Source organism: Lysinibacillus sp. NPDC093210, from assembly GCF_044753985.1.
Lineage (GTDB): Bacteria > Bacillota > Bacilli > Bacillales_A > Planococcaceae > Lysinibacillus.
Map to the genome: position 1 here is coordinate 179977 of NZ_JBIVOE010000006.1, position 26123 is coordinate 206099.

A 26123-nucleotide genomic window follows, 5' to 3' on the forward strand; every position below is an offset into this window, starting at 1 on the left:
GTGGTGACAACTAATGCATTTCGTTCAAATTAATAAGACAACTTGGCGGTGCACTGGTGAAGGTCCACGTAATCCAGCCACTGGCAAACGCCGTCAAATCACACGACGTGGTAAAAGTAAAACGGAAGCACGTGAAAGAGTTGAAAAAGCTATAGCTGAATTAAACAAAGCCTATTACTTTGATGCGAAGATAACGTTTGAAGAATTCAGCCAAGATTGGTTAAAGCTTTACCGTATGAAAGGCAATAAGGAAACAACCAACGAACATCGTGCCTACTGCATCACCCTACTCAATCGATACTTGGCCAAAAAGAAAATGACCGCAATCACGTCTATCGAATTACAGAGTTTACTCAATCATTTATTTGCTAATGGAACAGCCTATAATACGCTGCGTGGCACTCATAATACAGCCAAAATGTTATTTGCCTATGCCAAAGAATCTGGATTGATTGAAATGAACCCTGTAGAGGCAACTTTTGTGCCAAAGAAGAAAATGACGTTAGAGGAAGCTAGCAGTGAGGATACAGCAAAACTTTATTTAGAAACAAATGAACTGAAGGAATTATTAAGTTATGTGGACAAACATCGTAATATTATATATCGCACGTTGATCTACGTAATCGCTTTTACAGGAATGCGACCAGGCGAAGCTGTTGCGTTAAATTTTGAGGATGTCGATTTAGAGAAGAAAGTCATACACATCAACAAAACAGTGTATGCAAAGAAAAGTTTAAGGGGTGACTTCGAGCTCACTCCCCCAAAAACAGCAGGCAGCGTCCGCTCCGTCGAAATTGATGATATTGTCGTGGAGAAATTGAAGCAGCTTTACCAATGGCGTGAATATCGCGAATGGACTAAGTCCGACTTTGTATTTGGTGATAAGGAGGGCATCCCCCCTACCGTCAAAATGCTCAACCAAACCGTCCGACGCATCGGCGCACTAACCGACATTAACAAACAATTCCGCACCTACATCCTCCGCCATACACATATTAGTCTACTGGCAGAGGCTGGGGTGGATTTGAATTTTATTATGAATCGAGTTGGACATAAGAATTCTGATACTACTACAAAGATTTATTTGCATGTTACTTCTGGGATGCGGGTTGCTGCTACTGAGAAGATGCACGATAAGTTTACGGAGTTGTTGGGCTAATAAATAATTAGGAAATGAGATATTACAAGATTTAATGTAATATCTCTTAATTTTTATTGAATCAGAATACACTCCAATAATTAGGTAATTCATAACCGAATTTCAGTAGATTTTCCATCCCCCCATCATGTAACTCAAAATTGCAACATTGACATTTAATATATTCAACGTAACTATAATTATAATTACGCCCATTATTATCTTCATAGGTTTCAGTATGGATATATTTCACTAATGAATCCACTCCACATACTGGGCATTTTTCAACAAAATCCTTCAGTTCATATGGTTGAAATAATTCATAACTTGCAGAATTGATAGCACGACCGACAACTCTATTTCTGAAAGCGGAATGATTTTTAGGTAAAGGGTTGTTATATGCTGCACGTCCTAATTCTTTTAAGAAAGCAATTTTTTCTATTGAGGGAGTATTCAAATTACATTCTTGAATAATTTCACTTATCGGATCAATTTCTAAAGAAAGTTTGTGATACTTCCAAAATGGTATATTTTCAAAATACGCTGGGGTATTAATTATTTTTTCTACTAAAGGCAAAATGTATCCCCCGACAAATAAATCAAGTGAATTGTATTGCATAACAAAACTGCCCTTATGCCAAATTTCATTTCTTAGTCGATTTAACGCTTTTAACGCATGACTATTATTTACTTCGGCAAAAAAACTATAAGTCGTATCAAGAAAGTTTTCTTTAATCAAAGTACAGAGTCTATCAATTGCTACACCAACATCAATAGTCTTTATTCCTTCTAATTCAGATGGAGCAACATTTTCTTGTTGCAAAAGTCTGTAAAGCACGTCATGTTTATTATCAATTCTTAAAACTAAAAGTTCATGCTCTTTTCTTAAGATGTCCTTGCAAACTAGTTCAAAAAAGTGTTGGAAATGCACTATAGTTTCAGAATATTGTTCAATATAATCTCTATTTGGAATTCTTGTAAAATCCTCTTTTGAACAATCTTTTAATACTGTTCGACCAAACAAAGAAATACTTTTATACGTGGAAAAATATGATTGCAAAGCACGTTTTAATGAAATAAAAGCTACTGAATTAATTTCCTGACTATTTGAATCACCTAAATTAATTATATCTTTACACAATGAATTTATTTCTCTCATATGTATATTCCTTTCCTAAAAAAACATTTATTACAATTATTATACATAAAAAAATCGACACTCATCTTTTAGTATCGATTACAGCAACTTATATTTATAGAAATTTTATAAAATATCTTTAATTTCATTTGTTTAACTTGGACAGAAAAACCAAGAATAAATGTTTACTTTCCGTGACTTTTTCCAAAAAACCAAACTCAAAAAACCCCTACAAACCCTGCTATATCAAGACACAGAAAAAGCATGAACGCATACATTCGTCGTAAGCGTTCATGCTTTTACCCTCTTTCATATGTAATCACAAAGCCCATTATAGCAAGGTTTTTCACACTTGTATAATGTTTCGATTTCACCGATATTCACCTACATTCAGATTTTTGGTTGCTTTTTTGTTGCTTTGGTTGCTTTTTTTAGGTGTAAAAAAATGACTTAAGCAGTTTTTATTTATACTTTTCGATTTATTTTTATTCATTTATTAATATCATAGCTAATGCTTGATTTTGATATTTTTTGATTTATTTGTATATCATATATTTGGTGTAAAAAGCAGGTTAGTAATTTAAACGCCTTGTAACAAAATTGCCCTAGCAATTTAGTTTTGCAATTCCTACTAAGTGGTTCGGCAACCAGAAGAAATATGAAAACAAAAAATTATGGCTAGAAATTTGAAACATGGAAAGTAGTAACTCCCATATATTCTTTAAATCATTACTTTATTTTTTTGAATCCACAAATACAATGAACTTAAAATAAACTTGCCCAAAGGTACAGTTATCGGTAAGAGCACAATACTGTAAATGACACCCCATATCAACGATCCTTCAAGATTAATAGTATTTAAATTACCACGTAATATCATTTCACTAATTAAAATACCCAGCGTTCCAGTAAATAAGCTAACAATTAAAGTAACAAAAAGGCTAATCCACCACATTTTTTTATTTTGGACATTATTTTGACTAGATAGATAATATCCCATTATGGCCATGGATATAATCATAGGAATAGACAAGGCTATATATAACCAACTCTCACCCCAGTAACTCATTCGACCACCTGCTAAAGATTCGCTTACACTAGAAAAAAAGTATGGTATAAAAAGTGAGCTAACAATACCTATAAAAATCCCCTTCAGAACACATTTAATTTTCAAAACTAACCCTCCTTTATGGAAATATAGTTGTCAATATTTATTATAAAATATTTTCGTTTTAGAAAAAAATTCTATTAATCAAAAAATAGACTTTTTGGTTCTTTAAATTGAACCTTAGCTAAGTATTTAAGAGCCATTTCAAATAAATGTTGTTTTAACTCTTCCCTATACTTCGGACTGGTTTGCAATAAGGCATAATTCACCATAGGTTCAATGATTTTAAGTATTTCTTCTATTTCTTGCTCATCAAAATTTTTTGTCTTCATTGAACTGCCTCCCTACATATACTCTTCTTAACTTTGAAATGATATGTTTACGACTTTTTGAAATTGCTTGTTGTGACACATCGAATATTGCCGCTATTTCTATATCGCTGAGATTTAATACATAATAGAAATAAAGTATTTTTTGTTGACGTTCAGATAGAGTATAAATTGCTTTGCCTAATAATTGGTTAGTAATACAACCATTCCTATAACCCACTTCGATTTGATTTAATTTATTTTCTGCTTCAATATCTTTTAAAGAAGCGATTATTAGCGAGTTTAATTCGTCTAGAATTAATAGTTCCTTATTATCTTTTTTTCGAATATTCTTATCAAATCTACGTGATTCATAATGAATGACCTTCTTAAGATAAGATACTGCTATCGCCTTTTTAACATACTTTTTAAATGCTTTATCTAATAAATCCTTGTTTTCATCAGTTGAATTACATAGATAATCAGTGAATAATTTATTATTACTGTGATTCTTTAAAAAGTTTTTAAACAATGAACTATTTAACATTTCAAAATTAAAATGAAAACTCATATTATCCCCCTCTCAAAGGAACGCACGTTCTTTTTGTGAGAAAAAAATTAAGCCATAGCGAAATGCTATGGCCTTTTTCTAATTGCTTATAACTTTTATGCGTCAAAAGAAAGTCCTTGATTCACATCTGTAATATCCATTGGTGGGAACAGTGCATTAACTGTATGACCAGTTTTACGTGGGTCATGTAAATAAACTAATTGTGGAGATTTTCCATCTAGCTTGCGCCAAAACTCATAAGCAGGGAATCCATCATGTCTTCCTGTAATACGCACACTACCTGCTCGTGTGACTTTAATTGTGAAATCATAGTTAACAGCTGGAGCATATGGTACAAACGGGATAGTTGAATCTAATTGACAATCAAGATAAAGATTATCATTAACTACTCGTTTAGTATAAGTAATACCAGTAACCGGAGCTTTTTTTTCATTAGTCTTTATTAATTTACCATTTAGATACAAAAGTTGTTTAGTTACTCCTGTATCTCTAAAACTTTGAACCGAATAATCCTTTTTTGAAGTATCAATTACAAATCTTTGTAACGTACGGTAAGATCCTTCCCATTGCTCACTACGATTATCACCTCCATAGTAAGTTGAACCTCCACCGCCTGAAGTATTACTGAAATGCACCTTATCATATGGAATAAAAGTGCGTAATCTTAATTCTAAATTTGCCATATATATTCCTCCTTAAAAATTATAAGGTCTATTTCACCTCATATTAAAAAGGGAATATTTTTTAAAAATTACAACCTTAGAAATAATTTATTTAATAATATTTTTCAATTATTTATATAGCTTTTAACGTCAAAGAAATAAATTTCTAAAAATTTTCATATTCCTTCTAAATATCTCTAACTAATAGAATAACCAGGTACTATAACCGTGCCTGGTTTTTTATTTTAACTAACAATTTATCTAGCAATACATAAAACCTAAGACATTAAGTAAAAAACTTAAGCATTATATTAATTTATTCTGTTTTACCCCCTCTACTAAAAAAAGACCAGGCTATCACTTTAAAGTGAACCTGGTCATAGTCAATGTTCGTTTTTTGATAATTTTTTGATTTTATGAATGTCATAGGTGAAGTGGTGTAAAACATAAACTAATTTTTATCTTTTCAATAATCTAAAATTCTTTTAGAACTTTATAATAAGTGACTAATGCCGTGATAAATTTTATTCAATGCATTTTTACTAATGACATATATCATTTGCTGACTATAATTCATCTTCCTAGCAATCTTAACAATAGTCCAATCGTTAAAATACCTATATTTAATAAATTCAACCTCCTTTTCTGGCATTATATCTAATTGTGAGGTGAACTAAATGTTCGGACAAAATTTAGCTAAACTAAGAAAAGAAAAAAATTTAAGTCAGTATAAACTGGCTGAATTAATGAACCTCTCTAGAGGTCAAATCGCAAATTATGAACAAGGTTCACGTGAACCTGATTTCGAAACATTAGAAAGATTTGCTGATTTTTTTGATGTTTCAATTGATTACCTTCTTGGTCGTACAGAAAAACAAAACCTTACTCCTCAAGAAGAAGATGCAGACTTTCAAGCCTTTGCTAACAATCCAGAACTCCAGAAGTTTTACAAAGAACTTCCATATTCGAAAGAAGAGGCAGTTCAGAGATTACGTGATATTTGGGAAATTTTAAAACATGAAAATTAATAATCAAAATTTAACCAGTCAAATTGCTCTCTGAATAAAAAATGTCACAAGAAAAGTCACAAACGTTGATTTAACAACATTCGTGACTTTTTGGTGTACGTCCAACCTGTGATTTGTAACGTTTATTAGGTTTGTTTTGTATTCTTTATAAATCGTTGTAACACTAAATATCCGTTATTGTAATTATAGGCTCTCTGATAAACGAATTATTTAACAATACCTACACTGTCAAATGGATAAAATCTAACGTTGGCTTTCCCTAATACTTTATCCAATGGTACTAATCCCACATTAGTATATCTACTATCAATACTGTTTCTCCTGTTATCACCTAAAACAAATAAGTAGCCTTCTGGTATCGTTGAATGATCTGTTAAAGACTGTAAAGTGAAATCTTTTGTTAGTCTACCAGTGTCTAGTAGTTGTTTTTTATGCAAATCTAAATATGGTTCTTCCAAGGCTTCATTGTTTACATAAAGGGTGTCATTCTCATAAGCAATAGGTCTCCTGGTAATCCTATGACACGTTTAATATAAAGCTCATCATTAGGGGTTATGAATAAGATAACATCAAATCTTTCAATACCAGAAATTTTCTTACCAATTTTATTTACTAAAACGAAGTCTCCATCTTCATATGTTGGCATCATTGAAGCACCACCTACTCTAGTTGGGGAAACAATAAATGTCATCGTAGCGATAACAATAACACACGTTATTACTGTAGACTTAACCCAGTCTAATAATTCCTTTTTCTTAGATTCCTTCAAAACTAAAAACTCCTTTAATTACCATTAAATCAATTATAAACCATTTTTTCTAAGCCAGTCAAACTGCTCTCTGCATAAAAAGCTGAATAATTAATGCGCATATGAAAAGTCACAAACGTTGATTTAACAACATTCGTGATTTTTTGGTGTACGTCTAAGCTTTCATTTTGGAACGTATATTAGATTTATTTTGCATACTTTATGCTAGAAGTTAAAAAAATAAATATTTTATTAAACTTCCAATGATTATAAGGATTATGAGTATAAAAAATCCTCTGAAAGTAAATCCAGTTACCATGTTCCTTTCTGGAATCCAGGGTAAATCTTTATCTCTTTCTCTCTCATCTCTTTTTATAAAACTCACTCCCTTTTACAATATTTCACCTATCTCGATAGTTTAATAAGTATCTCTAGAACACTTCAATAGATTTCTTTAAAAACCTTCTCACAGCGTGGTTTGATTCCCTAACTTTTATTTGGGACGTTATTAGGTTTATTTATATATACGATATAAATCCTTATTGCACTATGCACCCGTTAGTTGAACGACTAATCTTACGCATAACATCCTCATAAAAACAGATAATATGGTGAGGTGACTAAAATATGTTAAAAACTAAGATTAGTTATATTATTTGTTTTTCAATTATTTTATACTTGTTTGTTTACAGTAAGTCCATAAATGTAAACTCGATTGAGTTACCCTCTTCTCAAACGAATAGTGATCAAAGTAAACACAAACAAATTCAGGAATTGGAACAACGTTTAGATAGCCTCGAACCACCTAAACCCACCACTATTCTTGATTCACCCTTTCCCTTTGATAAAGGGGCAGAGCAGCATTTTCCTACTGATGACCTTCCCATTCCAGTAGCAATAAAAGAAGGAACAAAAATTCCATTCAATGTAATAGTTAGGGAGCCAGACTATATTAGACCAATATACGAAGAACAATGGCATAGCACATATGGGGGTGGGAGATGGAGTTACGTTCCCTCTAGAATCCATTATGCTCAACACCGCATATTTCCTTTTTACGCCATTGGAATTTCTGCTGAATTAAATTTTCAGCAGAATGTGGGTATAGCTTTTCCTACTGAAATAAATGAAACAGACCTTGACCTGTATATAGTTGTATTTCAAACAAATATCACAGATGTTTATACAAAAGGGAATCAAATTGTTGTTGTTGGAACACCTAAACGAAATGGAGTTGATGTTATTAGCATTAAAACAAGTGATATAAACCCAAGTAATATAGAGAAGTATTTATTAGTTCAACTAGCAACGGATGGAGCTGAACTTGATTATTCTTTAATTGAGTATGAACCACCAGATTATTGGTTACAGCAAAAACAAAGAAATGAACATGAAAAATCTAAAAAAAAGTGAACCTTTGCCTTATCAAATAACTTGATAAGGCTGTTATATTAAATATTCATTCTTCTTCAACACTTTGCTTCGTTAGTTGAATAAAAAATCTCCCCAAAGCAATGTTTGGGTGTTTTTTACATTATTAACCTTAAAAAGAATCATAATAAATCTGATTTTTGTATTTGGATAAATCTAAGAGCTTCTCTCTCTTTACGTAGCCTTAAATTCAGTAATTGACATCCTTCACACAATTATTTTAATGTTTTAGTTTCTCTATCTATTAGATGTTTACTAAAATCTACATTCGCACTTTCGTACCCAGCAGTGACTTGCCAACCAAATATGTTATTTTGGATTTTCACGTTTGATGTCGTATTAATAACATCTGAACCATTTGTTCTTAATAGCAAATAATAAGTATTAGAAATTTCTGTTTCAACAACATCTATTAACTGTGTAGAATCATTTTCAAACACAGTTGTTATATATTTTTCAATTGCTTCATCACGAGTTGAAAAATGAGTCGAATATTGATAAATACCAAAAGAAATAATCATTATGACCACGATTGAAAATAAGTAAATCAATAATTTTTTATTCTTATTTTTCATGCCACCCTCCTCCTTTACTTTTCTAGAAATTAATTCGACGCCCTACAAAAAGTACCCGCTTCTTAAACTAAACAGTCCCGTTAGTTTAAGTACTTTGCTTCACAAACTTAATTAAACCTTAACATAAATATCCAAATATTTCTTGTTGAGAGTTATACTACAATCTGGCCCTTTAATGAAAACGACCGCTGATCCTTATTACAGAATCGCGCCAGATTATGGTATAAGTTTTATTAATTATTCAAAATTTATGTAATTATAAAAATAATAATAATTAGCGTTATCACGATAATACTGATTAAGGCTTTCGCTTTTGTATTACGAATTGCACTTTCAGTTAATTGAGGTTCTTCTTTGTACATCCCACGCCTTCCCTGTATTAAACTTTTTTCTGGGTTGAAATAGGTCCAAATTAAAACCCCATATACTATAAGGATTAGCAGTATTATCTCCACACTCACAACACCTCCCAAAAGTAATTAGTAAAAAATATAAGATTGAATTTCTTTTTAGTTTTAAAATTTACCTAATCACTACTTAGACCATGCAATAACCGTAAGTTCATTTAAACCCTCGTTTGGTAACTTTACTTATTATTTTTAGGAAAAAATTTAATACAGCTATTTTCACTTTCATTTAAGAAATGTAAATCTTCAATTGTTATTTGCTGCGGATTTATTCGATGCATGTTTTTAGAAGGCACTTTATCACCGTGCCATATTGACCAAAACTCCACGCGATTTTGTTCTTCAACATGTTCCTTAATATAGTCAACGAGTTGCATAAAAGTTGTTTCATTTACAGTCCCCCTCACCTTATAAATATAAGGCTTTTGAATTTGCCCTCCTGCTGCTATAGGTGGATTTTTTCTACAAGGAAGAATTTCAAACTGTCCCCGTAAACCAAAATGATATTCCTCGAAAGTTATATTTAATTTTTTAAAATTTGCTTCAACTGCGACACTTTTATATAATAAGAAATCTTCCTCTAGGGATTTTCTTTGAATAGTAGGTAAGGGGTTTTTTGAAGCAAAATAACGATAAAGGCTCATACTATTCCTCCTTATAATGTTATTTTATAAATATTATACTAAATAATGTCACCTACAATTTAGATAGTTACCAATCCTTCGTTTGGCAACACTTCTTAAAAGCATGTTATTCAACAATATGGCCCGATTGTTGAATAACATTTAAACAAAACTTCAAAACCAATTCAATTTTAACATAAATAACCAATAATAAAATCACCTCTAAGAAAAACTAACGAGGTGATTTTTTTCAAGCTTTATTTTGAGAACTAAATTAATGATGCTTATACAAACAAATGTATTACATAAATCTCGAATACTAAATTAATAGAGTTTTCTCCCAACACCATCAAAACTTTACTAAAGGCTTTCCCTCCTCTCTATCGAATATTGTACAGGAGGAAGGAGGTGTAAATAATGAGTGATGTAAAACTAAGTTCTTTCCCTTCTACTAAAACTGCAGCTTTGACAATGCTTTATCTAGAGAAACAAGATATTTCTAATTTAACACCATCTCAATTAGTTGATAAATACGATGAAGTCTATTATGAAATTACACAGAGAATGAAAGAAAATAAGAAAGGGAAAAAATTCTCATTCTAAGTAATTTGCTATTTCTATCATTGAATTTGTCAATCGGGCTAGTTCCTCATCAAGCGCTGATTGAGATCGCTCCGCTAACAATACTAGTTGTTGGCGGAGTATTTCTTCTACTGACATTTCATTTATTGATTTAGATTCCATTTTTCTACTCCTTTAATTTTTTGATTTTTATATTGCATCTGCTTCTAGCACTTCGTAAGACTACACTTCCCTGCTAAATTTCTTTCTCCACTCGTTATAACTGACATAAGGTATCGTCACATTTGGTGGCTTTACTTCTTTGTAAGCTTTGTTAAACGCCTGCCTATACGTTAGTCCTAAATCCTCCATGTAAGCATCTATACGAACTGCTAATTTCTTTTGGTACGTGTCATCCATGTAGAGCAAATGATTCGTTTGAAACGTTTCATCTTCTTTGTATTCTCTACACGTGTTAGCTTCTTACATGGATACATACGAAAGCCTCTTTGTTTGAAGTAGGCAATTGTTTTAGGCTCTGCGTTATCCGCTTTAATAATTGACTTCTTAAGACCTAACGCTTCAAGTTCGTCAGCTGTTTTGTCATCCGTCATACCCCTCTTGTAATACTCTTCATAGATATACAACCACTTTTTATCATGGTCCACTACCATCCGCAAAACAGCATTGTAAGAATCAACAAAACCAAAGTCCATCCCGTTTTTTCGAATTGGTTTTCGTATAAACGCTATTTCATCCATTACCTGTTCATGGGGCTTCGTTTCAAATTGCGGAAGCACTAATTGACCATTTACACCAAAGCGTCCATTACGTGCAATCCTATGTAAATCAGGATCGTATAGAGCCAACTCATCTAGCTGCTCGATATAACTTTCAGGTAAGAAAAGGTTGCTGGAACAGCTATTTTAGCTGACGATATTACAGAAGGTATCCAAAAAGCGAAAGATATGTTAGCTTTTCGTATCCTTGAATTAGAAGAAAATGAAACATCTCTGCCCAATCCATCAAATCCTGCAGATATCGTTTTGCATGCAGAATCAGATCGCATTATCTTTATTGACGTTTACATGCCCCCATTTCGTAATCAGGCTGTAAATAAAGCTGTAACAAAAAACTGTACATTACCTCGCTGGTTAAGAGACGCAGCTGAAGATGCCGGATTAAATTTTTCACAGATACTTCAAGCTTCACTTAAAGAGGCCCTTGGTATTGAACAAAACGACAAAAAAGCAGCCAATTAAGGTTGCTTTTTTTGCTGACAATTTGAATTTCTATAGGTTCATTTTGTTGATTTGAACCAAGCTTTTCAATCTCCAATTTCGTTTTATCAATATTCAGCTGCATCTGCTCTAGTTTAAGTCTACGCTCATCATCAACATCAGCCATCTCCACAAACTGACGAATAGAAGAACGCAACTCCCCGATTGCTCTCGATTGAGCAGTGAGTAGTTGCGCCTGTCGCTCCCATGCAAATTGGAAGTTGTATTCAGTTTCGTGCGTAGGATTTTTACCACCTTGCACCCTCTCTCGCTTGAGCTCTTTTATGATTTCTTCTTTTGATTCAACTTGCATAATACGTTGAGCTCGAATGATAGCAACATACTGGATTTGTATTTGATCCCAGATTAGGGCGGCTGGAGAACGATCGTTCATTGCCTCCATGATTTCGAGTGTTTCTTCGGGTAGGTACTTTTGAAAGAAGCCATGCTTTAGTGCATTTGTGTTTCGTTTCGGAGGCGAAGCGTTTGTATTACCTTTATTTCCTTTTGCATTGTTGTTTCCTATTGGTGCACCACGGTTTCTACTTTCTGTCTCTATCTCGTTGTCGGTTGCATCTCCACTAGAAATAGTTGCAACCTTTTGTGTTTTGGTTGCATCCTTTTCTGTTGCATCCCTCGACCATTTTTCACGGCTCTTTCGACTCTTTAATGTACCAAGCTTTATATCATGTTTTTCAGCAAGAACAGCAAGTGTAATCTTTGTGGTTTCCCACTCATTTTTAATTTCATCCCAATTAGCCATCTCTCATAACCACCACCTCCAGCAGAACAAATAAAAAGACACTCAATTGAGTAATTGAGCATCTTTTCTATGGTTAATCTTTTTTATATTCTCTTTTAAAAACGATCACGATAGAATTAGTTTTCACAGAACTAAGTCCGTTATTCTCTGTAAGCGCAGAGCTAGTTACTTGGTGGGTCATCGAAGCAACTTCCCATCCATCATGACCATATTCATTTAACATCTGATCGAAATCATCTGAATCGTGTACACTTGCGATAATTTCATCCCAATACATCGTTTTATATTCCCATTTTTTCACTACACTCACCTCCCACCCAATCATAAACTAAAGGATGGAAAATGTGTTATAACTTTTTGCTCTCAAAACCACACCAAACTCTACCTTCTCATCACAAAGTGTTTTGGCTGTTTGATGCAGTTTTCAAAGCATAATTAAAACCCCCATCCCTGCGCTGGAAGAAGGCTTTTTGCACTCGTCTATTATTTTTTATTATGGTAAAACTGCCGAGTTAGCTCACTTCTAGCAACCGTGGTAGAGCTACACCATGTTATTAATGCAAATGAATTGACTAAGTTTTCGTAACTTATGTTTTTATAATAAAAAAGCATCCAAATCGGATGCTTCTTACAATTAATCTTACTTATGCTTTAATTCTTAAAACAAAACGTGGTTCATAATCACTAATCACTTCAAAAATGCCATCATTATAACAATATAGATGATGCTCTACATTTGGAATCTCTTTACTTCCTAACCACGGTAATTGATCAAACCACTCAATATAATCTGAAGTACTCATTTTATAAAACCACTCTGCAGATTTATCGATAACTGTCTCTTGTTCAATTGCATCATGGACCAGTGGCACTAAATCTGACCTAGGAATTTCTCCTGTGTATCGGAAAGACCAAACATAATCTTGAATTGGAGAATTTTTATCATAAATAATATCAACTTCAGATCCGTTTATATCAATTAATGTTAAGCATAGACCTAAGTCAGAATAATTGAAATGAGCATTTACGATTTGGGCTCTTTGTAAACATGTAACTGGTTGCCAAATATGAAGTCTACGAGCGCACATATAGTTCCCCCTTATTCTCGCTTAAAAACAATGCTAATAATATCTTACTTTATCAGTAAAAGTTCCATTAGGATAGCTAAGTGTAACTTGACCTGTTGAGGTAGAATTATACATGGTAACTGTCCTACCATCACTAGTTTTTGTTTTCGTTGTTGGGCTTTGAATCACTGTTGTGCCTGGCATCTTATTAAAATGCTCTGCTGCCCTCGCTGCACCGCCAGTGTTTGTATAATTATTAACTTTATTAGTTGAATTTGTAAATGTCGCTAAACCACGAATTGCTTCCCACATTTGAGTGCCTGAACATCTAGGTGTAATTTCGAGATCATCCAATGTTTCGGAAGTGTCATCAGAATCTAAAATTTCAATAATCTCTGGATCGTTCCCCGCACTCATAATGCCACAAAGGGCTGGTGAGGCACTTGCTATAAAAAATATAGGCCGGCCATGTATGTCGCGCTCCGGACTAATCCGACAAGCCAGGTCGTTCGTCGATTTGTCTGTCCTTAATATTTGTATTTCATAAATACCAATGGAGAGAACCATTACCGCACCGAACCTACCTCCGATTTTACAAGATAAATTTTTAAATACCTAATGTATAACGAATGTAACGTTTGTAACGTCTTTCACATCTGTAACATATCCTCATATTGTTTATTGTTTAGTTATATTTAGTATGAACAAACTAAATATATATTCTATTAGCAATAAATTTTAACATAACCATAAACAATCAATTTATAGCCATACCAATCAAAATATATTTAAACTACTCGATAAATAGAAATTTCCAATTACTCCATTATTATACTAAAGTAACATTTTGTGAGATAGTAAAAAAGTTACTTGAGAAGAAAATTGTATAATGAAATAATATACAAATGTTAGTAATTACTAACAAAAATGTAATATTGGAGTGATTATTATGAACAAAAAATATTTAAAGGGAATAACTAGTGTAGTAAGTAGCGCACTACTATTAAGTACGATTTCTGCAGCAACCCCATCTCCTGTGAGCGCAGCAACTACAGACGATGAAAAACCAGAGTTTTCAAGTTCACAAGTTGAAGAGTTAAACCAAGGTCAACTTATTAATGAATTAATAGAAAGTAATATAAAACTAAATCCATCTTCTTTAAGTCTAGAAGATTTTGAAAGTATTAATGATATTCCCAAAGAACTTTTGGACCCGAATTATTACTCTGAAGAAGAAATTATTTATATTCCAGAATCATATTTAAATCCGAATCACCCTGATTCACTTGGTACAGTTGGATATTCAGGAAATGATTTAATTCAAAGCTATGCTATTGCTGCGGCAGCAGGTATCTATGCTATTCCGGGTATTGGGCAAGTGACAATAACTGTTACTGGTGCTATTATTATCGGCGGTGCTGTAATTATGGCTGGTTCATGGCTTTATAACCAAGTTTCCGTTTATTTTTCAAAAAAAGCCGCTGAGAAGGCTGCTGATAAAATTCCAAATGATTTAAAATCAGGTGACATGCAGGTTGATTTAGGAAAGTTTAAAAATAAACATGGAAAAACAGCTGAGCAAACAACCTCTAGTCCACCATTCACTAATGGGAAATGGCGCCTGGAAAAAGATACAGCAGGTCATATAGGATATAATGGTGAGAAAAAAGCATGGAAAGTATGGAAAAAAGGTGCTAGTGAAAGAACTGCTTCACTAGATAAGAATGGTAACGTCATTGATGAATAATAAAATAATATGGAAAAAAGGTGACTCTATTTGCAATTAAAAAAATTTATGGAAGAAAATTATAAAGGATTAACATTATCGCCAGATTTTTATCATAATTGGGAAACAGGTATTCATATTGAGTTAGGTAATGATAATCATCAAAATTATGAAAAACATAATTTACCTAGATTTCATATAGAGTATAAACAAGTATCTGAAATTTTAGCTTTGTTGTTTAAAAAAACAGATGATGTCATTGTTGTTGTAAATTCATACCCTGATGAAACAAAAAATACTGTACATCCAAACTTTTTTAAAAGATATGTAAAGAATCAAAAGAAAAAGTATTCATTACTACTCCAAGAATATACTTGGTTATTCGATGAAGATAAGATTTCGGTTCAACAAATGGAATTATATTGTAAAGCCTTGGATTTAAAATTAGAATTACTGCTAAAAACATGTATTCATGAGGACTTTTTATCTCAAAATCCTCGACTAAAAAGAAAACATAGTATTTATGCTCCTGATGTCTTTTTAGTGAATACTAATACAAAATGCATTTTCCATCTTTATGATGATAGTGGCTGTGAAATCTTAAATACAGATATGGAGTTTCATAACGAACTATTAGATTACTTTAAAGAGTGGAATATTCAATCCAAACCATAATATATTGCATAAACTATACAAAGAGTGTTAATCCAAAAGATTAACACTCTTTTTTTAAAACATCCTTCATTTTCTTCTCTCGGAATGGATTACTCCCAGCGAAGCAATCATCTGTTTTACAATATTATCCTTAATACGTTTAATACTAGTAGCTGATAATGCCATGTGTTGACCTATCCAACGTTGAGATTTACCGTCTAGCATCCAGTTCAGAACTTGTACCTCTCTATCCCCATCGACTTTTTCAATTAGATATTGGACCTCCAATAGCTTTCTCTCGTAATCCGCAACACGTTTAATATTTTTCGAACGTCTAATTAGCCTCCTGCAAAATTGGATCACCTACATGACCTGTTGCTTTTGGTAATGTAGCCTCAATTCCGTATTGAGCAGTTTTTGCCCCTACAATCAATTCATCACGCATTTCTTTAATAACATTAAACATCCAATGATAGTCCCTAATTATAGAATCTAAAGTATCTGGTGTTAATTCTAAAGGTTTCTCTTTTAACATAGTTCCGCCCTCCTATGTGTTATAATGCAGATAAGAATAAGGATTAAGAGGACGGGCTGTAGTGTGTGACAACGCTGCGGCTTTTTTATGTTATAATTTACACAAAATACATAATGAGGTAATTCAATGGATATATTTTCAGGAATATCACTTGGTGGAAGTCTTTTATTTTTTATACCGCCAATGATATTACTACCGCTTGTAATGGTAGTTTGTGTAGCAATCTACAAAACGTTATTCGGAAAAATCTTGCCGACAAAGATTTATAATTTCTTTATTGGCCCCATTGCCCTACTTAGTTTCTTTATATGGGCAATCCCTATGAATATGGGGTTTTATGAATTTTTTAGGGCGATATTATAGTCGCTCTTTCTTCTTATTTTCCTCATATTGTTCAGTAAATCATTTTTCTTCTTTATAAGACTCCAAAAGTTCAATTAATGCTGGAACGGCTTCTTCATTCAAAGAATACCTCTCATTCATATAAAAGCTTCCTGTATTTGCACTCGCGTAATACCATATATCAATGATTTCTTTCGAGTTATCATCGTATACCACTTCAAGCTTATATAAAGGACCTTCATCTGTATGAGGTTGTGATAATATAGTGGCATCTTGCATTGCATCTTCAAAAAGTTTTATTTGAGTGGCATTTTCAACTTCTTGTTTATCTAACTTAGCATTTGTTCCTTGTCCAATCACAATTATTTTTTGAATTTCATCTGCAAACTCAAAAGTTTTCATCTCTTCATTATTACAACCGACAAGAAACAACAAAACGAATATTATAAACTTTTTTTTCATTAGATTCCAGACCTCTCACTATTTGTTTAATAGATTAGACTTAAAATCCATTAAACAGTTACAAACTGCCGAAACTTTTATTTACTGACATTTTTTATAAATCATTCAATAATCTAAACATTCTTCAGATCATTCATATCTGCCCTCCTACACCTTCTCAAAAAACGATTGTTGTATATACCCACGCTCAATTATTTGAGGATTGAGCCATAAACTTTCGCATTTTTCTTTTGCAGCTTCGGTTGTGGCCATCTTCGAAATCCTTGTCCAACCTTGTAAAATATCATTGTACATATTGTTGTTGTAGCCACTAATCATGGCAAATCCTCGATGTTGATTTAGAGCCATTAATAAAGTTTCATGTTGCTCGTTTGTCATTTCATAAGCATAGTGTCGTTTTGTACGTGTGCTCAATAAATACGGTGGATCACTGTATATCAAACAATCCTCTTTGTTATAACGGCGTATCAGAGTTGCAGCATCTAAATTTTCAATTTGTACATTCTGTAATCGCTCTGTTGCTTCTAAAACGATAACTGGTAGCTTACGCCAATCAGGTAGGGCACTAAATGTTGTAGAATCTACGTTATGACGCCATCCTGTACGATCACTTGTTTTCCCTCCCCTAGACATCCAACAACGAACTAAGAATACCCTAGCTCTTTCTAACGCATTTAATTCACCCTTCAATGCTGTAAATGATTCGTTGTATTCTTGTCTTGAATAGGGCGTAAGTTGAATTTGTTGGGCTAGTTGTTCAGGTTTGTCGCGAATGACTTTAAATAGATTGACGATTTTGCCATCTAAATCATTTATTGTTTCGATACGCCCAGCTGGCTTATTGAATAAGACAGCACCACTTCCGAAAAATGGCTCAAGATACACCTCATGCTCGGGCATTTGGTTTACAATCCATCTAGCCAGATTCCACTTAGAACCGACATAATTTAAAACTCGCTTCAAATAATCACCTCCTGTTATTGCACATTTTTCGCTTAATCCTCAAACTGTGCAGTAAATGAATCAATACAATGTTCTATAAATGTCCTAACTATGCTATTATTTTATAAACAACAATTCCAAATGTTAGGAGGTTTTAGGATGACTCTAAAGATTGTTAAAACTCTATTATCAATCATCCTTGTGTTCCTGTATTATTTAGGCTTTTGGACGGCTAACCCTAATATAAAAATTGTATTTTTCTTTCTTATGGTCCTCTTTATTTTTGAAATAGGTGTTGAAACTGGTAAGAAGCGAAAGAACAGAATCTAACCGGTAAGTTTTAATATTCTCTCAGACATGATCTATTCGTAACATTACCCAGTCTCATGAAGCCTTCACCTCTTCAGTAACTGCAATAGCATAATCCAAAGCCTCGTCCTGTGTGCTCAACCCTTTCAGCACGCGTAAAGCTTCTAGGTTCTGATAAAAGCCAATCTCGTTTTCTTTGTACTGATATTTTTTGTAGAGGCCAATGTGTAACACCAACTGATCGATTAAGTATTGTTCACCCATTCCGCACCCCTCGCTTTAATTTGATTCTTGCTATATGTCAAAATGCGCTTAGGCTTCCCATACTTTTTACCAACCTCATCTCTCGTCATGCCATGCTCTAGCCAGCAATGTTTTTTTGTAATGATGGTCCCAATGTGATGACAGCCAGGAACAGGGCATTTCAACAGTTCTCCATTTGGTGCATACCATGTGAAATTTTTAGTCATTTGTTTCACACACCACCAATCTATTAAAAGCCTTGCGGTCACCAGTTTCTAAAGCGATATCGATAGCAGCAGTTTTGTAATTTTGTTTGTTGAATTCTTCAAGCTCATTCATGAGTTTGTTTAGTTCCCACTCACATCTCGCCTCACGAACTTTGGCTAAAATTTGTTTATAATCATTCTTCATCCATTCTCCCTCCTAAATAGCCAAAGCTAATTGATTTTCATCGATTTGGGCATTGTAAATGTTGCAAACTACTCCACCATTAATCTTGTAAACCATGTTACCAGCTTGGTATTCGCCATCTGGCAAAGCAACTTCTTCACCAATGCCAAATTGATCTAAACTTACTGTTTCACCATTCAACACAACGCCTTGGCTTAATAATTCGACTCTTTCGAGTGAAACATCGACATGTACATAAGCACTTGCACTTACTTGATAAATGGCATTACATACATCACACGTTATTTCTTCCTGTAAATCGCTTATTTCACCATCGTCTAAGGCTTCGTTCCTGACAAGATTTAAGAAGTCGTCTAGATTAACTTTATGACCACAACCACAATCGATAGATTTGTTGTATCTCATCTGTTCGCCCTCCAATCAAGGGGCTAGGCGCCCCTCACTTTAATCTATAATTCAACCCTAAATCCTTATTGATATGAATAAAAAACTGCTTACACATCTGATAAAAGCGTGTACCGAGACCTTCGTCCATTTGAACAATCATTTCGTCAAACGTTAGTTCGCTGCTTATAAACACTGGCTTATGATTCATATAACGATAGTTCACAACTGAATAAAGCTGTTTAATTTCCCACTCACTCCCTTGTGGTACTTTAATCCTTTGACCATCTTTCACTTGCTTTGTAACAGGTTTAAACAAATCATCGATAAAGAGAATATCGACCTGCTTCATACGGATCATCTTGGCCTCTAGCTTTTCGAAATCTGACCGTAAATCATCAAAGCCTTCAACGAATGGAAAATACAATACTGACTTATGTTTCTCTGTCATCATTAAGTTCGCCAATGCTATAAGTAAGTGTGTTTTCCCTAATCCTGGTTGACCTAGATAGGCAATACTGTTTTGCTTTGACTTTTGGATTTGTTCAAAATCTGCATAGTATTTAGTAGCCAATAGGTGCATGTCTTGTACTACCTTGGGTGCTCCATTGGTGAAAAAGTTATCAAATGTCATTGCTTTGAATTCTTCTGTGATTTCACTAGCCTTCATCAGCTTGCTAACAATTCTATTTTTCTCGCATTCGCAATCAACCCAAATTTGAAATGATTTACCGTAAGTAATACTTGCTTCATCTTCATCGACTTTCATTTCAAATAATCCTCCTACATCTTTGCACTTCATACATTCGTACTGTTTGTCATTAATCGAGGCTGCTTCTTCGTCCAATAATGCTTGGTACTTTGCTTGTGCCTTTGCTAGTACTTCCTGTATTGGATGCACGTTGTTGAGCCTCCTTTTTCGCTAATAGTTGCATAGATGTTACGCCTTCATATCTCCAATTGCGTAATGTACCATTAGCATATTTTTCTTTATTTCTGACTCGTCCATTTATTAGAGCTCGCTCAAACGCTTCAATAACTAGATTTGCATCTTGATAGGTCGATAGATAGTAATCAATATCTTCTCGTAACTTATTACTAGGCAACTTTTGCAGACGACTGAAAAAGAACCCATATAGCTTTTGAGCATGCAGCTTGTTTGTAGTCAGTACTTGGTTAATATCAGTATTTAGTTTATTCAATACTTGGTTATTATCAATACTTAGTAGGGGCGGATTTTCCACTAGTGGTTTTTCCACTTGTGGGTTTTCCTCTAATGGCTTTTCCACTGGTGGCATTTCTACTGGTGGTTTCTCCTCTTGTTGGATAGGCGCTTCATGGACAATTGTCTCCCAAGCAACGATCCTTTTCGTTTTTTCATCTCTAACTGGTTTACGCTCAACATAGCCGTTATCTTTAAGCTCTTTCAGTCCGCTTTTGAACGAATCTTTGCCTTCTGTAGCATGCGTAATCAATTCGTCCAAATAAAACACCCAATCATCTGGCATAGAAAGCATATAAGCCATGATGCCTTTAGCTTTCCAAGATAGACGGCTGTCATTTAATGCTGTACGATTCATCACTACATAGTTATTGTTTTTAGCTACTCGGATAATGCCCATTTGCCCTCGCCTCTCCTTTTTTAGTGTTACAAAATGCTGTTAGAAGTTTGGTATTTCAGTTAGGAAATAAATAATAATTTCCCGGGTAAGCGCAAGAAATGACAAGTTTTACTGTTCATCGACTAATTCGCTTCTAAACCTATATAGTTCAAGCATATTAGCCCTCCTGAACGTATTGTAGAATGTCACCTACATCGCATTTCAAAACCTTACATATCACTTTTAAATCGTTTATTTTGATGCTGTTCGAACGTCCATAATACAGATTTCTAAGTGTAATCATAGGAATGCCTGTCCAATGATGAATATCTCGTATTTTTAGGCTACGTTCTGCCAATAAAATGGCGAATCGAACTTTAATCATAGCTACCTCCTAAAAATGCTTGTTCTCGCTCACAAACTGCGAAACTACCGCTTATTTTAATGATTTGATAGTCTGGATATCGTTTCATATATTCCAACACTAAGCCGAATAAAAATGTTTATATGAAAAGTCACAAACATTGATTTAACAACATTCGTGACTTATTGGTGTACGTCCAAACTTGCATTTTGGAACGTTTATTAGGTTTGTTTTGTATACGTTATAAACTCTTGTTGCAATAAAAAATCCGTATGTTGAACAAATTTTTATTTTTATTTTTATTTTTTAAATAGGATACGATACACCGTTTTCCAAAAAATAAATTACTCTTTCTCTAAGTTCTTCTGGTTCAATCCAATGTTCATCAAGATATTCGTCTAAAGGCCTAAGTTCCATATTCGCTGAAGGATACTCAACACTTATTTCTTCTAAAACCTCTAAATATTGATTGTAATAATTTTCTTTTTGTTCTTGCGTTAAGTTTAAAAGAATTGGCGCTGTTGATTGTTCAGTAGCCAGCGATTTTTCTGTAAATTCTTTGTTATCAGCCTTATCATCCGTACAACCAGCTAAAGCAAATGCCCCTAGTAAAATACTAACGTAAAAATATTTTTTCAATATTCCACCCCATTTAACATTAATTAAAAATCAATTTAATAATAACATATATGGTATTTATTGTATTTAAGGTTCCCAAAGCGTCGTTTGGCGATATTTCTTTGCTTACCGTTGTGAATCCGTATAAATCTGGCTAAATCCCTTATTCAACATTATGGCCCTTTAATGTAGGAAGGCACATTCCGTAAGAAATGTGTACGATTGTGGAATAAATACTGTGTTGGAAAACTTCCTTAGTGAAAATACCTATAAATATTCTACCTACACTCTAATTCAAATTGAATAATCTCGATATGATTTCATCACTTCCTGGAGAAAACATAAAGATTGAGAACGAGATACATAATAATCCTATAAGTATCGAGCTTAATCTTTTTTTCCCAAGTAGCCCCTTAATCACTAAAAATAATCCTACAAATAATATCAAGAAATACCATAATCCCATAATTTCACCCCTTATATTACTTAAATATTATGACGTTACCATTTAATACAAAGTTCTTCCTTTTTTGAAATATTTACCTTGTTAGTTAAATAAAAAAAGTCCCCAATCGTTCTTTAGTAATCTTTCGTGAAAAGGTGTTATTCTACAATCTGGTCCTTTAATGAAATCGAGCGCTGATCCTTATTACAGAATCGCGCCCGGTTATTAAACAAGAAGTTTAGTTTCTAAATAAAGCGATATTTACGTGAAAATTGAGTGATAACCAAGATACTCGTTAACCCAGCAATGAAATACCATATTGTATTAAATGGAACTATGTACATTAATACACCAAATAAAATAGCTGTTAAAAAGCTAACTGTAATTGATTGTACATTCGTAATTTTATCTTGAATGAAATAATATAAAGTGAAGGGTAGTGCTAAAGTAAATAACGGAATATAAATTGTTACAATAGATGTTTCAATGAGGGATATTGAAAGCACGGCTATTATGAAACCTATTGACGTAGTAAGTGTTCTCCCCACAAAAAATTTACCAGTAAAATAGTAGTATAGCAGAACAAACATAAGCGTTAAACTGGAACTAATCCCCGTTATTAAAACAAAAGGATGACCCATGAAGAAAGCTGCTATTGAGAAAAAAACTAAAGAAACGAATGGCAACAACAATATTGAAGGATTTTGCACTTTTTCTATATTCATTACATTTGTAAAACTTATAAGAAGTAATAAAGTAAATGGAACCGTCAAATATCCTAATTCAAAATGATTACCTAGAATAATATGATTAACCTCAAGGTTTCCGACCATTATGATTACAAGTGACGCACCGATTTGACCAAGCACCCCCCAAATGCTTGATAATTTAAAAGCTTGAGTAACCTTATCCGTAATTACAATTGAAACGACACCAATAAATAAAGCTAAATAAAACAAAATTCCACCTCCAGAATAATTTTTAGAAATAATACAATTTAATTACTTTAATTCCAAATTATACATTATACGCAAAAATATAGCGAGAATACTTTGATAATGCTCTTAATGTTGTAGAGCTGTATGAACCTCAGTAAGAACTTAATTTTTATTTTTTTAATTCTAAAAGTATAGGTGTAAGAAAGGGAAAAAATACTCATAAGTAATTTGCGCTGCAATGCCTCAAAACCTTGGTGATTTTGATTTCCACTTTCCATAGTAGTAATAGCCAGTATCTGTAGCATTTGGTCGAGGATGGATTTTAAACGATTATTAAAGACCACTTCAATATCTTTTTCAGCCTCCTTCTCTAGATCATCTAGGATTTTATTAATCTCTTGTTGATTCATGAATCTTCATCTTCTTCTGGATTATCATCCAAAGGTTCTAAATCCTTACCGTACAACTAGCATCCTTTGCCATCTCTTCTAGCTCATAATCCACATCATCAACAATAGACATCTTAGATAGACGTGTACGCTCTGACACTAGCCCTACCTCCTTGCACCTTCTCTCTTTTACGCTCTTTTATCATCTCGTCTTTTGATTCGACATGCATAATACGCTGTGCTCGAATAATAGCAGCATGCTGAATCTATATTTGATCCTAGATTAAAACTGCTGGAGAGCGTTCGTACATTGATTTCATGATTTCGAGAGTTGCTTCTGGTAGGAACTTTGCGAAAAAGCCATGCGTTGTAGCATTCTGATTTTGCTTTGGTGCACCATGCCCCTTAACGTTGATATTACCCACAAGAGCTCCCCGATTTTGTTTAGTAACGTTACCATTGGATTTAGTAACATTACCTTTCAAATGATCGTCCCATTTATCTTGGTTCTTACACTTTCGAATTTGAGAATCGGATAATTGTAGTTGTTTGGCAATATCCTTCAACAAAATTTGTCCATTGCTTTGAAGTTACATTTGAAACGCTTCATCACGTTTCTGGTTTCTTGTCTAGCCATTGCTCATAACCATCACCTCCATCGTCATTTGTTTGTTTTGTAAAATCACCCCATAATGCTAGTTGCTTGTTGTATTCCCAAGAAAAAAACACTGCTATAAAAACAGTGTCACAATACATCTTTATATTAAGTTTCTAAAAGACTTTATTTCCTAGTATTGTTTCTATACATTGTTTTTCTTCTACCTTATTGTGATACTCAAAGAACCCAATTCTATTCCCCCAAGGGTCAGTAAATGTACCCCATTTCACTGGTACTTCTTCCCTTGAATGTATCTCAAAATTCTTAATGTTCAAATACTTATCAAGTCTATTTTTCTCTTTTTCTAAATCGTCAATTCCAAAACGCAAAGGTCCACTTTCTTCTGAAGGTAATCCTTCTGCAACTTGCAACCAACAACCAGGGATGATCTCCCATTCCGCAAATCCTTCGTGTGGAATGAAATCTGGTTGTTTATTCAATAATGTTTGATACCAATGTATCCCTTCATTTATATTTTTAACGCGTACCTGTATGGTCATTTCAAAAATCAATCGAATCCCCCCTATATTATCTATTATAAGATTCAATAACACGTTGAATATTCCTTCTAAAACTTAAGTATTTCACTCTCAAAACTTCACCAAACTTGTACCGCTCTTCACAAAGCGTTTTGGCTGTTTAATGCAGTTTTCAAAGCAAAATAAAAACATCCCGAAGGATGTTAGTAATCTTTATTCTTCTTCTAGTAAAAGAATGTAGAATTTAATTCTGCTTTTCTGTCGAACCAAAAACTTCAACAACCTCTTTAGCATAAACTTGGAAAATATAGTTTTTCTCTTGTTCTTCCGAAGCAATGCCTGTCGCTAAACCTTCAGGTGTTTTCCCACCTTGAATAAACATTAAAATATTATGATCATCGTCAACTGTTGAAAAATCACCCTTTTTCCAACGTTTTAATATATCTAGATACGTTTCATAAGGTGCATATTTATCAGACATTTTATGACGCTCATATTTATCTTTGTTTTCTTCTACCATCTGTATTAAAGTCTCGATCCTTTCTGGCGTTATCATAATAGAACCTTCTTTCGATTCAGCGATAATCTTTTGGTGTGCCATCTCTTGAATCACTTCTTCTACTAGATTGCCAACGAAGGGTTCATCTCCACTTTTCCATTCATCAATTTTCTTGGAGAACATAGGATTTTCCCAACCCATACCACTCACATCCACCGTCGATACAAATTTTTCTTTTTCCTCTTCTTTTGAATTGTTCTCTAATTCTTTTACATCATGTTCAGACTCTTCTTTTTCATAGATCTTTTCTGTGATTAAAAGAGTACCACCTATACTCAATGACGCAGTTAAAACAACTATACCTAAAACATATGTCCACCTCATTATTTCACCACCAGAATTAACAGTTTACACCAAATTATCATATATAATACTTCATGTAAACAAGAACTCATTTTCTCGTCCCCGTGACAATTCACTTAATAAATCATATTTAAATTCACACGATATACTCTATTTATCTGCTGATTTGATAAAATTGAATAATACAATAAACAACTTATGTAGCAAAAAAACACATTTGTATTTTCATACGCGAAATAATGTGGGTTTTATCTTTATATTAACTTTTTTTGTACCTCTGAAGTAACCCCCCCGAATCCGCTCAAGGGGTTTTGTGTTCGTCTATTATTCTATTGTGGTAAAAATGTCGAGTT

The 26123-nt window shown here is 33.4% G+C and carries 38 protein-coding genes and 3 pseudogenes; 8 read left to right on the plus strand and 33 right to left on the minus strand.

Annotated elements, in window-relative coordinates:
* Window positions 1–13: 13 nt before the first annotated feature.
* The gene (locus ACIP9C_RS15555; RefSeq protein ID WP_401012053.1) at window positions 14–1159 is read left to right on the plus strand and encodes a tyrosine-type recombinase/integrase; all 1146 of its coding nucleotides are present in this window, start codon (window positions 14–16) and stop codon (window positions 1157–1159) included.
* A gap of 61 nt (window positions 1160–1220) precedes the next feature.
* Here the strand turns inward: ACIP9C_RS15555 and ACIP9C_RS15560 are convergent, their stop codons facing one another.
* The 6 genes from ACIP9C_RS15560 to ACIP9C_RS15585 form a co-directional block, all read right to left on the minus strand.
* Window positions 1221–2297: a hypothetical protein gene (locus tag ACIP9C_RS15560; RefSeq protein ID WP_401012055.1), complete on the minus strand. Its 1077-nt coding sequence runs from the start codon at window positions 2295–2297 to the stop codon at window positions 1221–1223.
* Window positions 2298–2997: 700 nt separating this feature from the next.
* Entirely contained in the window at window positions 2998–3450 is a 453-nt protein-coding gene (locus ACIP9C_RS15565) for a hypothetical protein (RefSeq protein WP_401012057.1), read from the minus strand.
* Between the two features lie 74 nt (window positions 3451–3524).
* Window positions 3525–3716, minus strand: a complete 192-nt coding sequence (locus ACIP9C_RS15570; protein WP_401012059.1) for a hypothetical protein — start codon at window positions 3714–3716, stop codon at window positions 3525–3527.
* Window positions 3697–4263 (minus strand): sigma factor-like helix-turn-helix DNA-binding protein, encoded by a 567-nt coding sequence (locus ACIP9C_RS15575; protein ID WP_401012061.1) that lies wholly within the window; start codon window positions 4261–4263, stop codon window positions 3697–3699. The genes ACIP9C_RS15570 and ACIP9C_RS15575 overlap by 20 nt, the downstream gene beginning before the upstream one ends.
* Window positions 4264–4358: 95 nt before the next feature.
* Window positions 4359–4946 (minus strand): DUF3238 domain-containing protein, encoded by a 588-nt coding sequence (locus ACIP9C_RS15580; protein WP_401012063.1) that lies wholly within the window; start codon window positions 4944–4946, stop codon window positions 4359–4361.
* A gap of 472 nt (window positions 4947–5418) precedes the next feature.
* Window positions 5419–5577, minus strand: a complete 159-nt coding sequence (locus tag ACIP9C_RS15585) for a sigma factor-like helix-turn-helix DNA-binding protein (RefSeq protein ID WP_401012064.1) — start codon at window positions 5575–5577, stop codon at window positions 5419–5421.
* Between the two features lie 25 nt (window positions 5578–5602).
* Here ACIP9C_RS15585 and ACIP9C_RS15590 point away from each other — a divergent pair, with 25 nt between their 5' ends.
* Window positions 5603–5953: a helix-turn-helix domain-containing protein gene (locus tag ACIP9C_RS15590; RefSeq protein ID WP_401012066.1), complete on the plus strand. Its 351-nt coding sequence runs from the start codon at window positions 5603–5605 to the stop codon at window positions 5951–5953.
* Window positions 5954–6159: 206 nt separating this feature from the next.
* Here the strand turns inward: ACIP9C_RS15590 and lepB are convergent.
* Window positions 6160–6722 (minus strand): annotated as a pseudogene (gene lepB, locus ACIP9C_RS15595) (signal peptidase I).
* 606 nt (window positions 6723–7328) lie between these two features.
* Here lepB and ACIP9C_RS15600 point away from each other — a divergent pair.
* On the plus strand, window positions 7329–8114 hold the full coding sequence (locus ACIP9C_RS15600) for a hypothetical protein (RefSeq protein WP_401012068.1): 786 nt from the start codon (window positions 7329–7331) through the stop codon (window positions 8112–8114).
* A gap of 233 nt (window positions 8115–8347) precedes the next feature.
* Here ACIP9C_RS15600 and ACIP9C_RS15605 read toward each other — a convergent pair whose 3' ends face one another.
* Both ACIP9C_RS15605 and ACIP9C_RS15610 read right to left on the minus strand, forming a co-directional pair.
* The gene (locus tag ACIP9C_RS15605) at window positions 8348–8707 is read right to left on the minus strand and encodes a hypothetical protein (RefSeq protein ID WP_401012070.1); all 360 of its coding nucleotides are present in this window, start codon (window positions 8705–8707) and stop codon (window positions 8348–8350) included.
* A 586-nt stretch (window positions 8708–9293) separates the two neighbouring features.
* Entirely contained in the window at window positions 9294–9758 is a 465-nt protein-coding gene (locus tag ACIP9C_RS15610; protein ID WP_401012071.1) for a hypothetical protein, read from the minus strand.
* A gap of 396 nt (window positions 9759–10154) precedes the next feature.
* Between ACIP9C_RS15610 and ACIP9C_RS15615 the strand changes: the two genes are divergently transcribed.
* Window positions 10155–10340, plus strand: a complete 186-nt coding sequence (locus ACIP9C_RS15615) for a hypothetical protein (RefSeq protein WP_401012073.1) — start codon at window positions 10155–10157, stop codon at window positions 10338–10340.
* On the opposite strand, the gene ACIP9C_RS15620 is transcribed toward ACIP9C_RS15615, so the two are convergent.
* Complete coding sequence (locus ACIP9C_RS15620; RefSeq protein WP_401012075.1) at window positions 10332–10481, minus strand: hypothetical protein; 150 nt, start codon at window positions 10479–10481, stop codon at window positions 10332–10334. The genes ACIP9C_RS15615 and ACIP9C_RS15620 overlap by 9 nt on opposite strands.
* Before the next feature lie 239 nt (window positions 10482–10720).
* Window positions 10721–11224, minus strand: a pseudogene (locus tag ACIP9C_RS15625) (terminase large subunit); the annotation flags it as partial.
* A 42-nt stretch (window positions 11225–11266) separates the two neighbouring features.
* Here ACIP9C_RS15625 and ACIP9C_RS15630 point away from each other — a divergent pair.
* Window positions 11267–11560 (plus strand): hypothetical protein, encoded by a 294-nt coding sequence (locus ACIP9C_RS15630; RefSeq protein ID WP_401012077.1) that lies wholly within the window; start codon window positions 11267–11269, stop codon window positions 11558–11560.
* Here the strand turns inward: ACIP9C_RS15630 and terS are convergent.
* The 4 genes from terS to ACIP9C_RS15650 all read right to left on the minus strand — a co-directional run bounded on the left by terS (window position 11511) and on the right by ACIP9C_RS15650 (window position 13825).
* Window positions 11511–12341, minus strand: coding sequence for a phage terminase small subunit (terS, locus tag ACIP9C_RS15635; protein ID WP_401012078.1), 831 nt, complete (start codon window positions 12339–12341; stop codon window positions 11511–11513). The two genes, ACIP9C_RS15630 and terS, sit on opposite strands and share 50 nt — an antisense overlap.
* Before the next feature lie 73 nt (window positions 12342–12414).
* Window positions 12415–12642, minus strand: coding sequence for a DUF4177 domain-containing protein (locus ACIP9C_RS15640; RefSeq protein ID WP_401012079.1), 228 nt, complete (start codon window positions 12640–12642; stop codon window positions 12415–12417).
* Window positions 12643–12985: 343 nt separating this feature from the next.
* Window positions 12986–13429 carry a hypothetical protein gene (locus ACIP9C_RS15645; protein WP_401012081.1) on the minus strand — a complete coding sequence of 148 codons (444 nt, stop codon included), beginning with the start codon at window positions 13427–13429 and terminating at the stop codon, window positions 12986–12988.
* Window positions 13430–13462: 33 nt separating this feature from the next.
* Entirely contained in the window at window positions 13463–13825 is a 363-nt protein-coding gene (locus ACIP9C_RS15650) for a hypothetical protein (protein WP_401012083.1), read from the minus strand.
* A gap of 532 nt (window positions 13826–14357) precedes the next feature.
* On the opposite strand from ACIP9C_RS15650, the gene ACIP9C_RS15655 reads away from it, so the two are divergent.
* Together ACIP9C_RS15655 and ACIP9C_RS15660 are read left to right on the plus strand one after the other, a co-directional pair.
* Window positions 14358–15155: a hypothetical protein gene (locus tag ACIP9C_RS15655; protein WP_401012085.1), complete on the plus strand. Its 798-nt coding sequence runs from the start codon at window positions 14358–14360 to the stop codon at window positions 15153–15155.
* Window positions 15156–15185: 30 nt separating this feature from the next.
* Window positions 15186–15809 carry a DUF3885 domain-containing protein gene (locus tag ACIP9C_RS15660; protein ID WP_401012087.1) on the plus strand — a complete coding sequence of 208 codons (624 nt, stop codon included), beginning with the start codon at window positions 15186–15188 and terminating at the stop codon, window positions 15807–15809.
* A gap of 66 nt (window positions 15810–15875) precedes the next feature.
* Here ACIP9C_RS15660 and ACIP9C_RS15665 read toward each other — a convergent pair whose 3' ends face one another.
* A complete protein-coding gene (locus tag ACIP9C_RS15665; RefSeq protein WP_401012089.1) occupies window positions 15876–16076 on the minus strand; it encodes a LuxR C-terminal-related transcriptional regulator in 201 nt (66 codons plus the stop codon).
* A gap of 46 nt (window positions 16077–16122) precedes the next feature.
* Window positions 16123–16323: a hypothetical protein gene (locus ACIP9C_RS15670; protein ID WP_401012091.1), complete on the minus strand. Its 201-nt coding sequence runs from the start codon at window positions 16321–16323 to the stop codon at window positions 16123–16125.
* 126 nt (window positions 16324–16449) lie between these two features.
* Between ACIP9C_RS15670 and ACIP9C_RS15675 the strand changes: the two genes are divergently transcribed.
* The gene (locus ACIP9C_RS15675) at window positions 16450–16686 is read left to right on the plus strand and encodes a hypothetical protein (protein WP_401012093.1); all 237 of its coding nucleotides are present in this window, start codon (window positions 16450–16452) and stop codon (window positions 16684–16686) included.
* A gap of 39 nt (window positions 16687–16725) precedes the next feature.
* Here ACIP9C_RS15675 and ACIP9C_RS15680 read toward each other — a convergent pair whose 3' ends face one another.
* The 16 genes and pseudogenes from ACIP9C_RS15680 to ACIP9C_RS15755 form a co-directional block, all read right to left on the minus strand.
* Window positions 16726–17127: a YhfM domain-containing protein gene (locus ACIP9C_RS15680; RefSeq protein WP_401012094.1), complete on the minus strand. Its 402-nt coding sequence runs from the start codon at window positions 17125–17127 to the stop codon at window positions 16726–16728.
* A gap of 147 nt (window positions 17128–17274) precedes the next feature.
* A complete protein-coding gene (locus tag ACIP9C_RS15685) occupies window positions 17275–18090 on the minus strand; it encodes a DNA adenine methylase (RefSeq protein WP_401012096.1) in 816 nt (271 codons plus the stop codon).
* A gap of 363 nt (window positions 18091–18453) precedes the next feature.
* Complete coding sequence (locus ACIP9C_RS15690) at window positions 18454–18642, minus strand: hypothetical protein (protein WP_401012098.1); 189 nt, start codon at window positions 18640–18642, stop codon at window positions 18454–18456.
* The gene (locus tag ACIP9C_RS15695; protein ID WP_401012100.1) at window positions 18624–18848 is read right to left on the minus strand and encodes a hypothetical protein; all 225 of its coding nucleotides are present in this window, start codon (window positions 18846–18848) and stop codon (window positions 18624–18626) included. The genes ACIP9C_RS15690 and ACIP9C_RS15695 overlap by 19 nt, the downstream gene beginning before the upstream one ends.
* Window positions 18841–19032, minus strand: coding sequence for a hypothetical protein (locus ACIP9C_RS15700; RefSeq protein ID WP_401012102.1), 192 nt, complete (start codon window positions 19030–19032; stop codon window positions 18841–18843). The genes ACIP9C_RS15695 and ACIP9C_RS15700 overlap by 8 nt, the downstream gene beginning before the upstream one ends.
* Window positions 19033–19044: 12 nt before the next feature.
* The gene (locus tag ACIP9C_RS15705; protein WP_401012104.1) at window positions 19045–19437 is read right to left on the minus strand and encodes a protein kinase family protein; all 393 of its coding nucleotides are present in this window, start codon (window positions 19435–19437) and stop codon (window positions 19045–19047) included.
* Between the two features lie 34 nt (window positions 19438–19471).
* The gene (locus tag ACIP9C_RS15710; protein ID WP_401012106.1) at window positions 19472–20317 is read right to left on the minus strand and encodes a DnaA ATPase domain-containing protein; all 846 of its coding nucleotides are present in this window, start codon (window positions 20315–20317) and stop codon (window positions 19472–19474) included.
* Window positions 20238–21038 carry a DnaD domain-containing protein gene (locus tag ACIP9C_RS15715; protein ID WP_401012107.1) on the minus strand — a complete coding sequence of 267 codons (801 nt, stop codon included), beginning with the start codon at window positions 21036–21038 and terminating at the stop codon, window positions 20238–20240. The genes ACIP9C_RS15710 and ACIP9C_RS15715 overlap by 80 nt, the downstream gene beginning before the upstream one ends.
* A gap of 157 nt (window positions 21039–21195) precedes the next feature.
* Window positions 21196–21402: a helix-turn-helix domain-containing protein gene (locus ACIP9C_RS15720; RefSeq protein ID WP_401012109.1), complete on the minus strand. Its 207-nt coding sequence runs from the start codon at window positions 21400–21402 to the stop codon at window positions 21196–21198.
* Between the two features lie 285 nt (window positions 21403–21687).
* Window positions 21688–22020, minus strand: coding sequence for a hypothetical protein (locus ACIP9C_RS15725; RefSeq protein ID WP_401012111.1), 333 nt, complete (start codon window positions 22018–22020; stop codon window positions 21688–21690).
* Between the two features lie 669 nt (window positions 22021–22689).
* Complete coding sequence (locus ACIP9C_RS15730; protein WP_401012113.1) at window positions 22690–23403, minus strand: MraY family glycosyltransferase; 714 nt, start codon at window positions 23401–23403, stop codon at window positions 22690–22692.
* A gap of 65 nt (window positions 23404–23468) precedes the next feature.
* On the minus strand, window positions 23469–23792 hold the full coding sequence (locus tag ACIP9C_RS15735; RefSeq protein ID WP_401012115.1) for a hypothetical protein: 324 nt from the start codon (window positions 23790–23792) through the stop codon (window positions 23469–23471).
* Window positions 23793–24049: 257 nt separating this feature from the next.
* On the minus strand, window positions 24050–24196 hold the full coding sequence (locus tag ACIP9C_RS15740; protein ID WP_401012117.1) for a hypothetical protein: 147 nt from the start codon (window positions 24194–24196) through the stop codon (window positions 24050–24052).
* A gap of 24 nt (window positions 24197–24220) precedes the next feature.
* Window positions 24221–24346: pseudogene (locus tag ACIP9C_RS15745) on the minus strand (phage terminase small subunit-related protein); the annotation flags it as partial.
* Window positions 24347–24542: 196 nt separating this feature from the next.
* On the minus strand, window positions 24543–24941 hold the full coding sequence (locus ACIP9C_RS15750; RefSeq protein ID WP_401012119.1) for a VOC family protein: 399 nt from the start codon (window positions 24939–24941) through the stop codon (window positions 24543–24545).
* Window positions 24942–25152: 211 nt separating this feature from the next.
* Window positions 25153–25791 (minus strand): DUF6241 domain-containing protein, encoded by a 639-nt coding sequence (locus ACIP9C_RS15755; protein WP_401012121.1) that lies wholly within the window; start codon window positions 25789–25791, stop codon window positions 25153–25155.
* Window positions 25792–26123 lie beyond the last annotated feature (332 nt).

What these genes read in the sequence shown, in the direction of transcription:
- ACIP9C_RS15555 (WP_401012053.1), top strand. Translation starts at nt 14, where the DNA reads ATGCATTTCGTTCAAATTAATAAGACAACTTGGCGGTGCACTGGTGAA.
- ACIP9C_RS15560 (WP_401012055.1), bottom strand. Translation starts at nt 2,297, where the DNA reads ATGAGAGAAATAAATTCATTGTGTAAAGATATAATTAATTTAGGTGAT.
- ACIP9C_RS15570 (WP_401012059.1), bottom strand. Translation starts at nt 3,716, where the DNA reads ATGAAGACAAAAAATTTTGATGAGCAAGAAATAGAAGAAATACTTAAA.
- ACIP9C_RS15575 (WP_401012061.1), bottom strand. Translation starts at nt 4,263, where the DNA reads ATGAGTTTTCATTTTAATTTTGAAATGTTAAATAGTTCATTGTTTAAA.
- ACIP9C_RS15580 (WP_401012063.1), bottom strand. Translation starts at nt 4,946, where the DNA reads ATGGCAAATTTAGAATTAAGATTACGCACTTTTATTCCATATGATAAG.
- ACIP9C_RS15585 (WP_401012064.1), bottom strand. Translation starts at nt 5,577, where the DNA reads ATGCCAGAAAAGGAGGTTGAATTTATTAAATATAGGTATTTTAACGAT.
- ACIP9C_RS15590 (WP_401012066.1), top strand. Translation starts at nt 5,603, where the DNA reads ATGTTCGGACAAAATTTAGCTAAACTAAGAAAAGAAAAAAATTTAAGT.
- ACIP9C_RS15600 (WP_401012068.1), top strand. Translation starts at nt 7,329, where the DNA reads ATGTTAAAAACTAAGATTAGTTATATTATTTGTTTTTCAATTATTTTA.
- ACIP9C_RS15605 (WP_401012070.1), bottom strand. Translation starts at nt 8,707, where the DNA reads ATGAAAAATAAGAATAAAAAATTATTGATTTACTTATTTTCAATCGTG.
- ACIP9C_RS15610 (WP_401012071.1), bottom strand. Translation starts at nt 9,758, where the DNA reads ATGAGCCTTTATCGTTATTTTGCTTCAAAAAACCCCTTACCTACTATT.
- ACIP9C_RS15615 (WP_401012073.1), top strand. Translation starts at nt 10,155, where the DNA reads ATGAGTGATGTAAAACTAAGTTCTTTCCCTTCTACTAAAACTGCAGCT.
- ACIP9C_RS15620 (WP_401012075.1), bottom strand. Translation starts at nt 10,481, where the DNA reads ATGGAATCTAAATCAATAAATGAAATGTCAGTAGAAGAAATACTCCGC.
- ACIP9C_RS15630 (WP_401012077.1), top strand. Translation starts at nt 11,267, where the DNA reads ATGTTAGCTTTTCGTATCCTTGAATTAGAAGAAAATGAAACATCTCTG.
- terS (WP_401012078.1), bottom strand. Translation starts at nt 12,341, where the DNA reads ATGGCTAATTGGGATGAAATTAAAAATGAGTGGGAAACCACAAAGATT.
- ACIP9C_RS15645 (WP_401012081.1), bottom strand. Translation starts at nt 13,429, where the DNA reads ATGTGCGCTCGTAGACTTCATATTTGGCAACCAGTTACATGTTTACAA.
- ACIP9C_RS15650 (WP_401012083.1), bottom strand. Translation starts at nt 13,825, where the DNA reads ATGAGTGCGGGGAACGATCCAGAGATTATTGAAATTTTAGATTCTGAT.
- ACIP9C_RS15655 (WP_401012085.1), top strand. Translation starts at nt 14,358, where the DNA reads ATGAACAAAAAATATTTAAAGGGAATAACTAGTGTAGTAAGTAGCGCA.
- ACIP9C_RS15670 (WP_401012091.1), bottom strand. Translation starts at nt 16,323, where the DNA reads ATGTTAAAAGAGAAACCTTTAGAATTAACACCAGATACTTTAGATTCT.
- ACIP9C_RS15675 (WP_401012093.1), top strand. Translation starts at nt 16,450, where the DNA reads ATGGATATATTTTCAGGAATATCACTTGGTGGAAGTCTTTTATTTTTT.
- ACIP9C_RS15680 (WP_401012094.1), bottom strand. Translation starts at nt 17,127, where the DNA reads ATGAAAAAAAAGTTTATAATATTCGTTTTGTTGTTTCTTGTCGGTTGT.
- ACIP9C_RS15690 (WP_401012098.1), bottom strand. Translation starts at nt 18,642, where the DNA reads ATGGGTGAACAATACTTAATCGATCAGTTGGTGTTACACATTGGCCTC.
- ACIP9C_RS15695 (WP_401012100.1), bottom strand. Translation starts at nt 18,848, where the DNA reads ATGACTAAAAATTTCACATGGTATGCACCAAATGGAGAACTGTTGAAA.
- ACIP9C_RS15700 (WP_401012102.1), bottom strand. Translation starts at nt 19,032, where the DNA reads ATGAAGAATGATTATAAACAAATTTTAGCCAAAGTTCGTGAGGCGAGA.
- ACIP9C_RS15705 (WP_401012104.1), bottom strand. Translation starts at nt 19,437, where the DNA reads ATGAGATACAACAAATCTATCGATTGTGGTTGTGGTCATAAAGTTAAT.
- ACIP9C_RS15715 (WP_401012107.1), bottom strand. Translation starts at nt 21,038, where the DNA reads ATGGGCATTATCCGAGTAGCTAAAAACAATAACTATGTAGTGATGAAT.
- ACIP9C_RS15720 (WP_401012109.1), bottom strand. Translation starts at nt 21,402, where the DNA reads ATGATTAAAGTTCGATTCGCCATTTTATTGGCAGAACGTAGCCTAAAA.
- ACIP9C_RS15735 (WP_401012115.1), bottom strand. Translation starts at nt 23,792, where the DNA reads ATGAATCAACAAGAGATTAATAAAATCCTAGATGATCTAGAGAAGGAG.
- ACIP9C_RS15755 (WP_401012121.1), bottom strand. Translation starts at nt 25,791, where the DNA reads ATGAGGTGGACATATGTTTTAGGTATAGTTGTTTTAACTGCGTCATTG.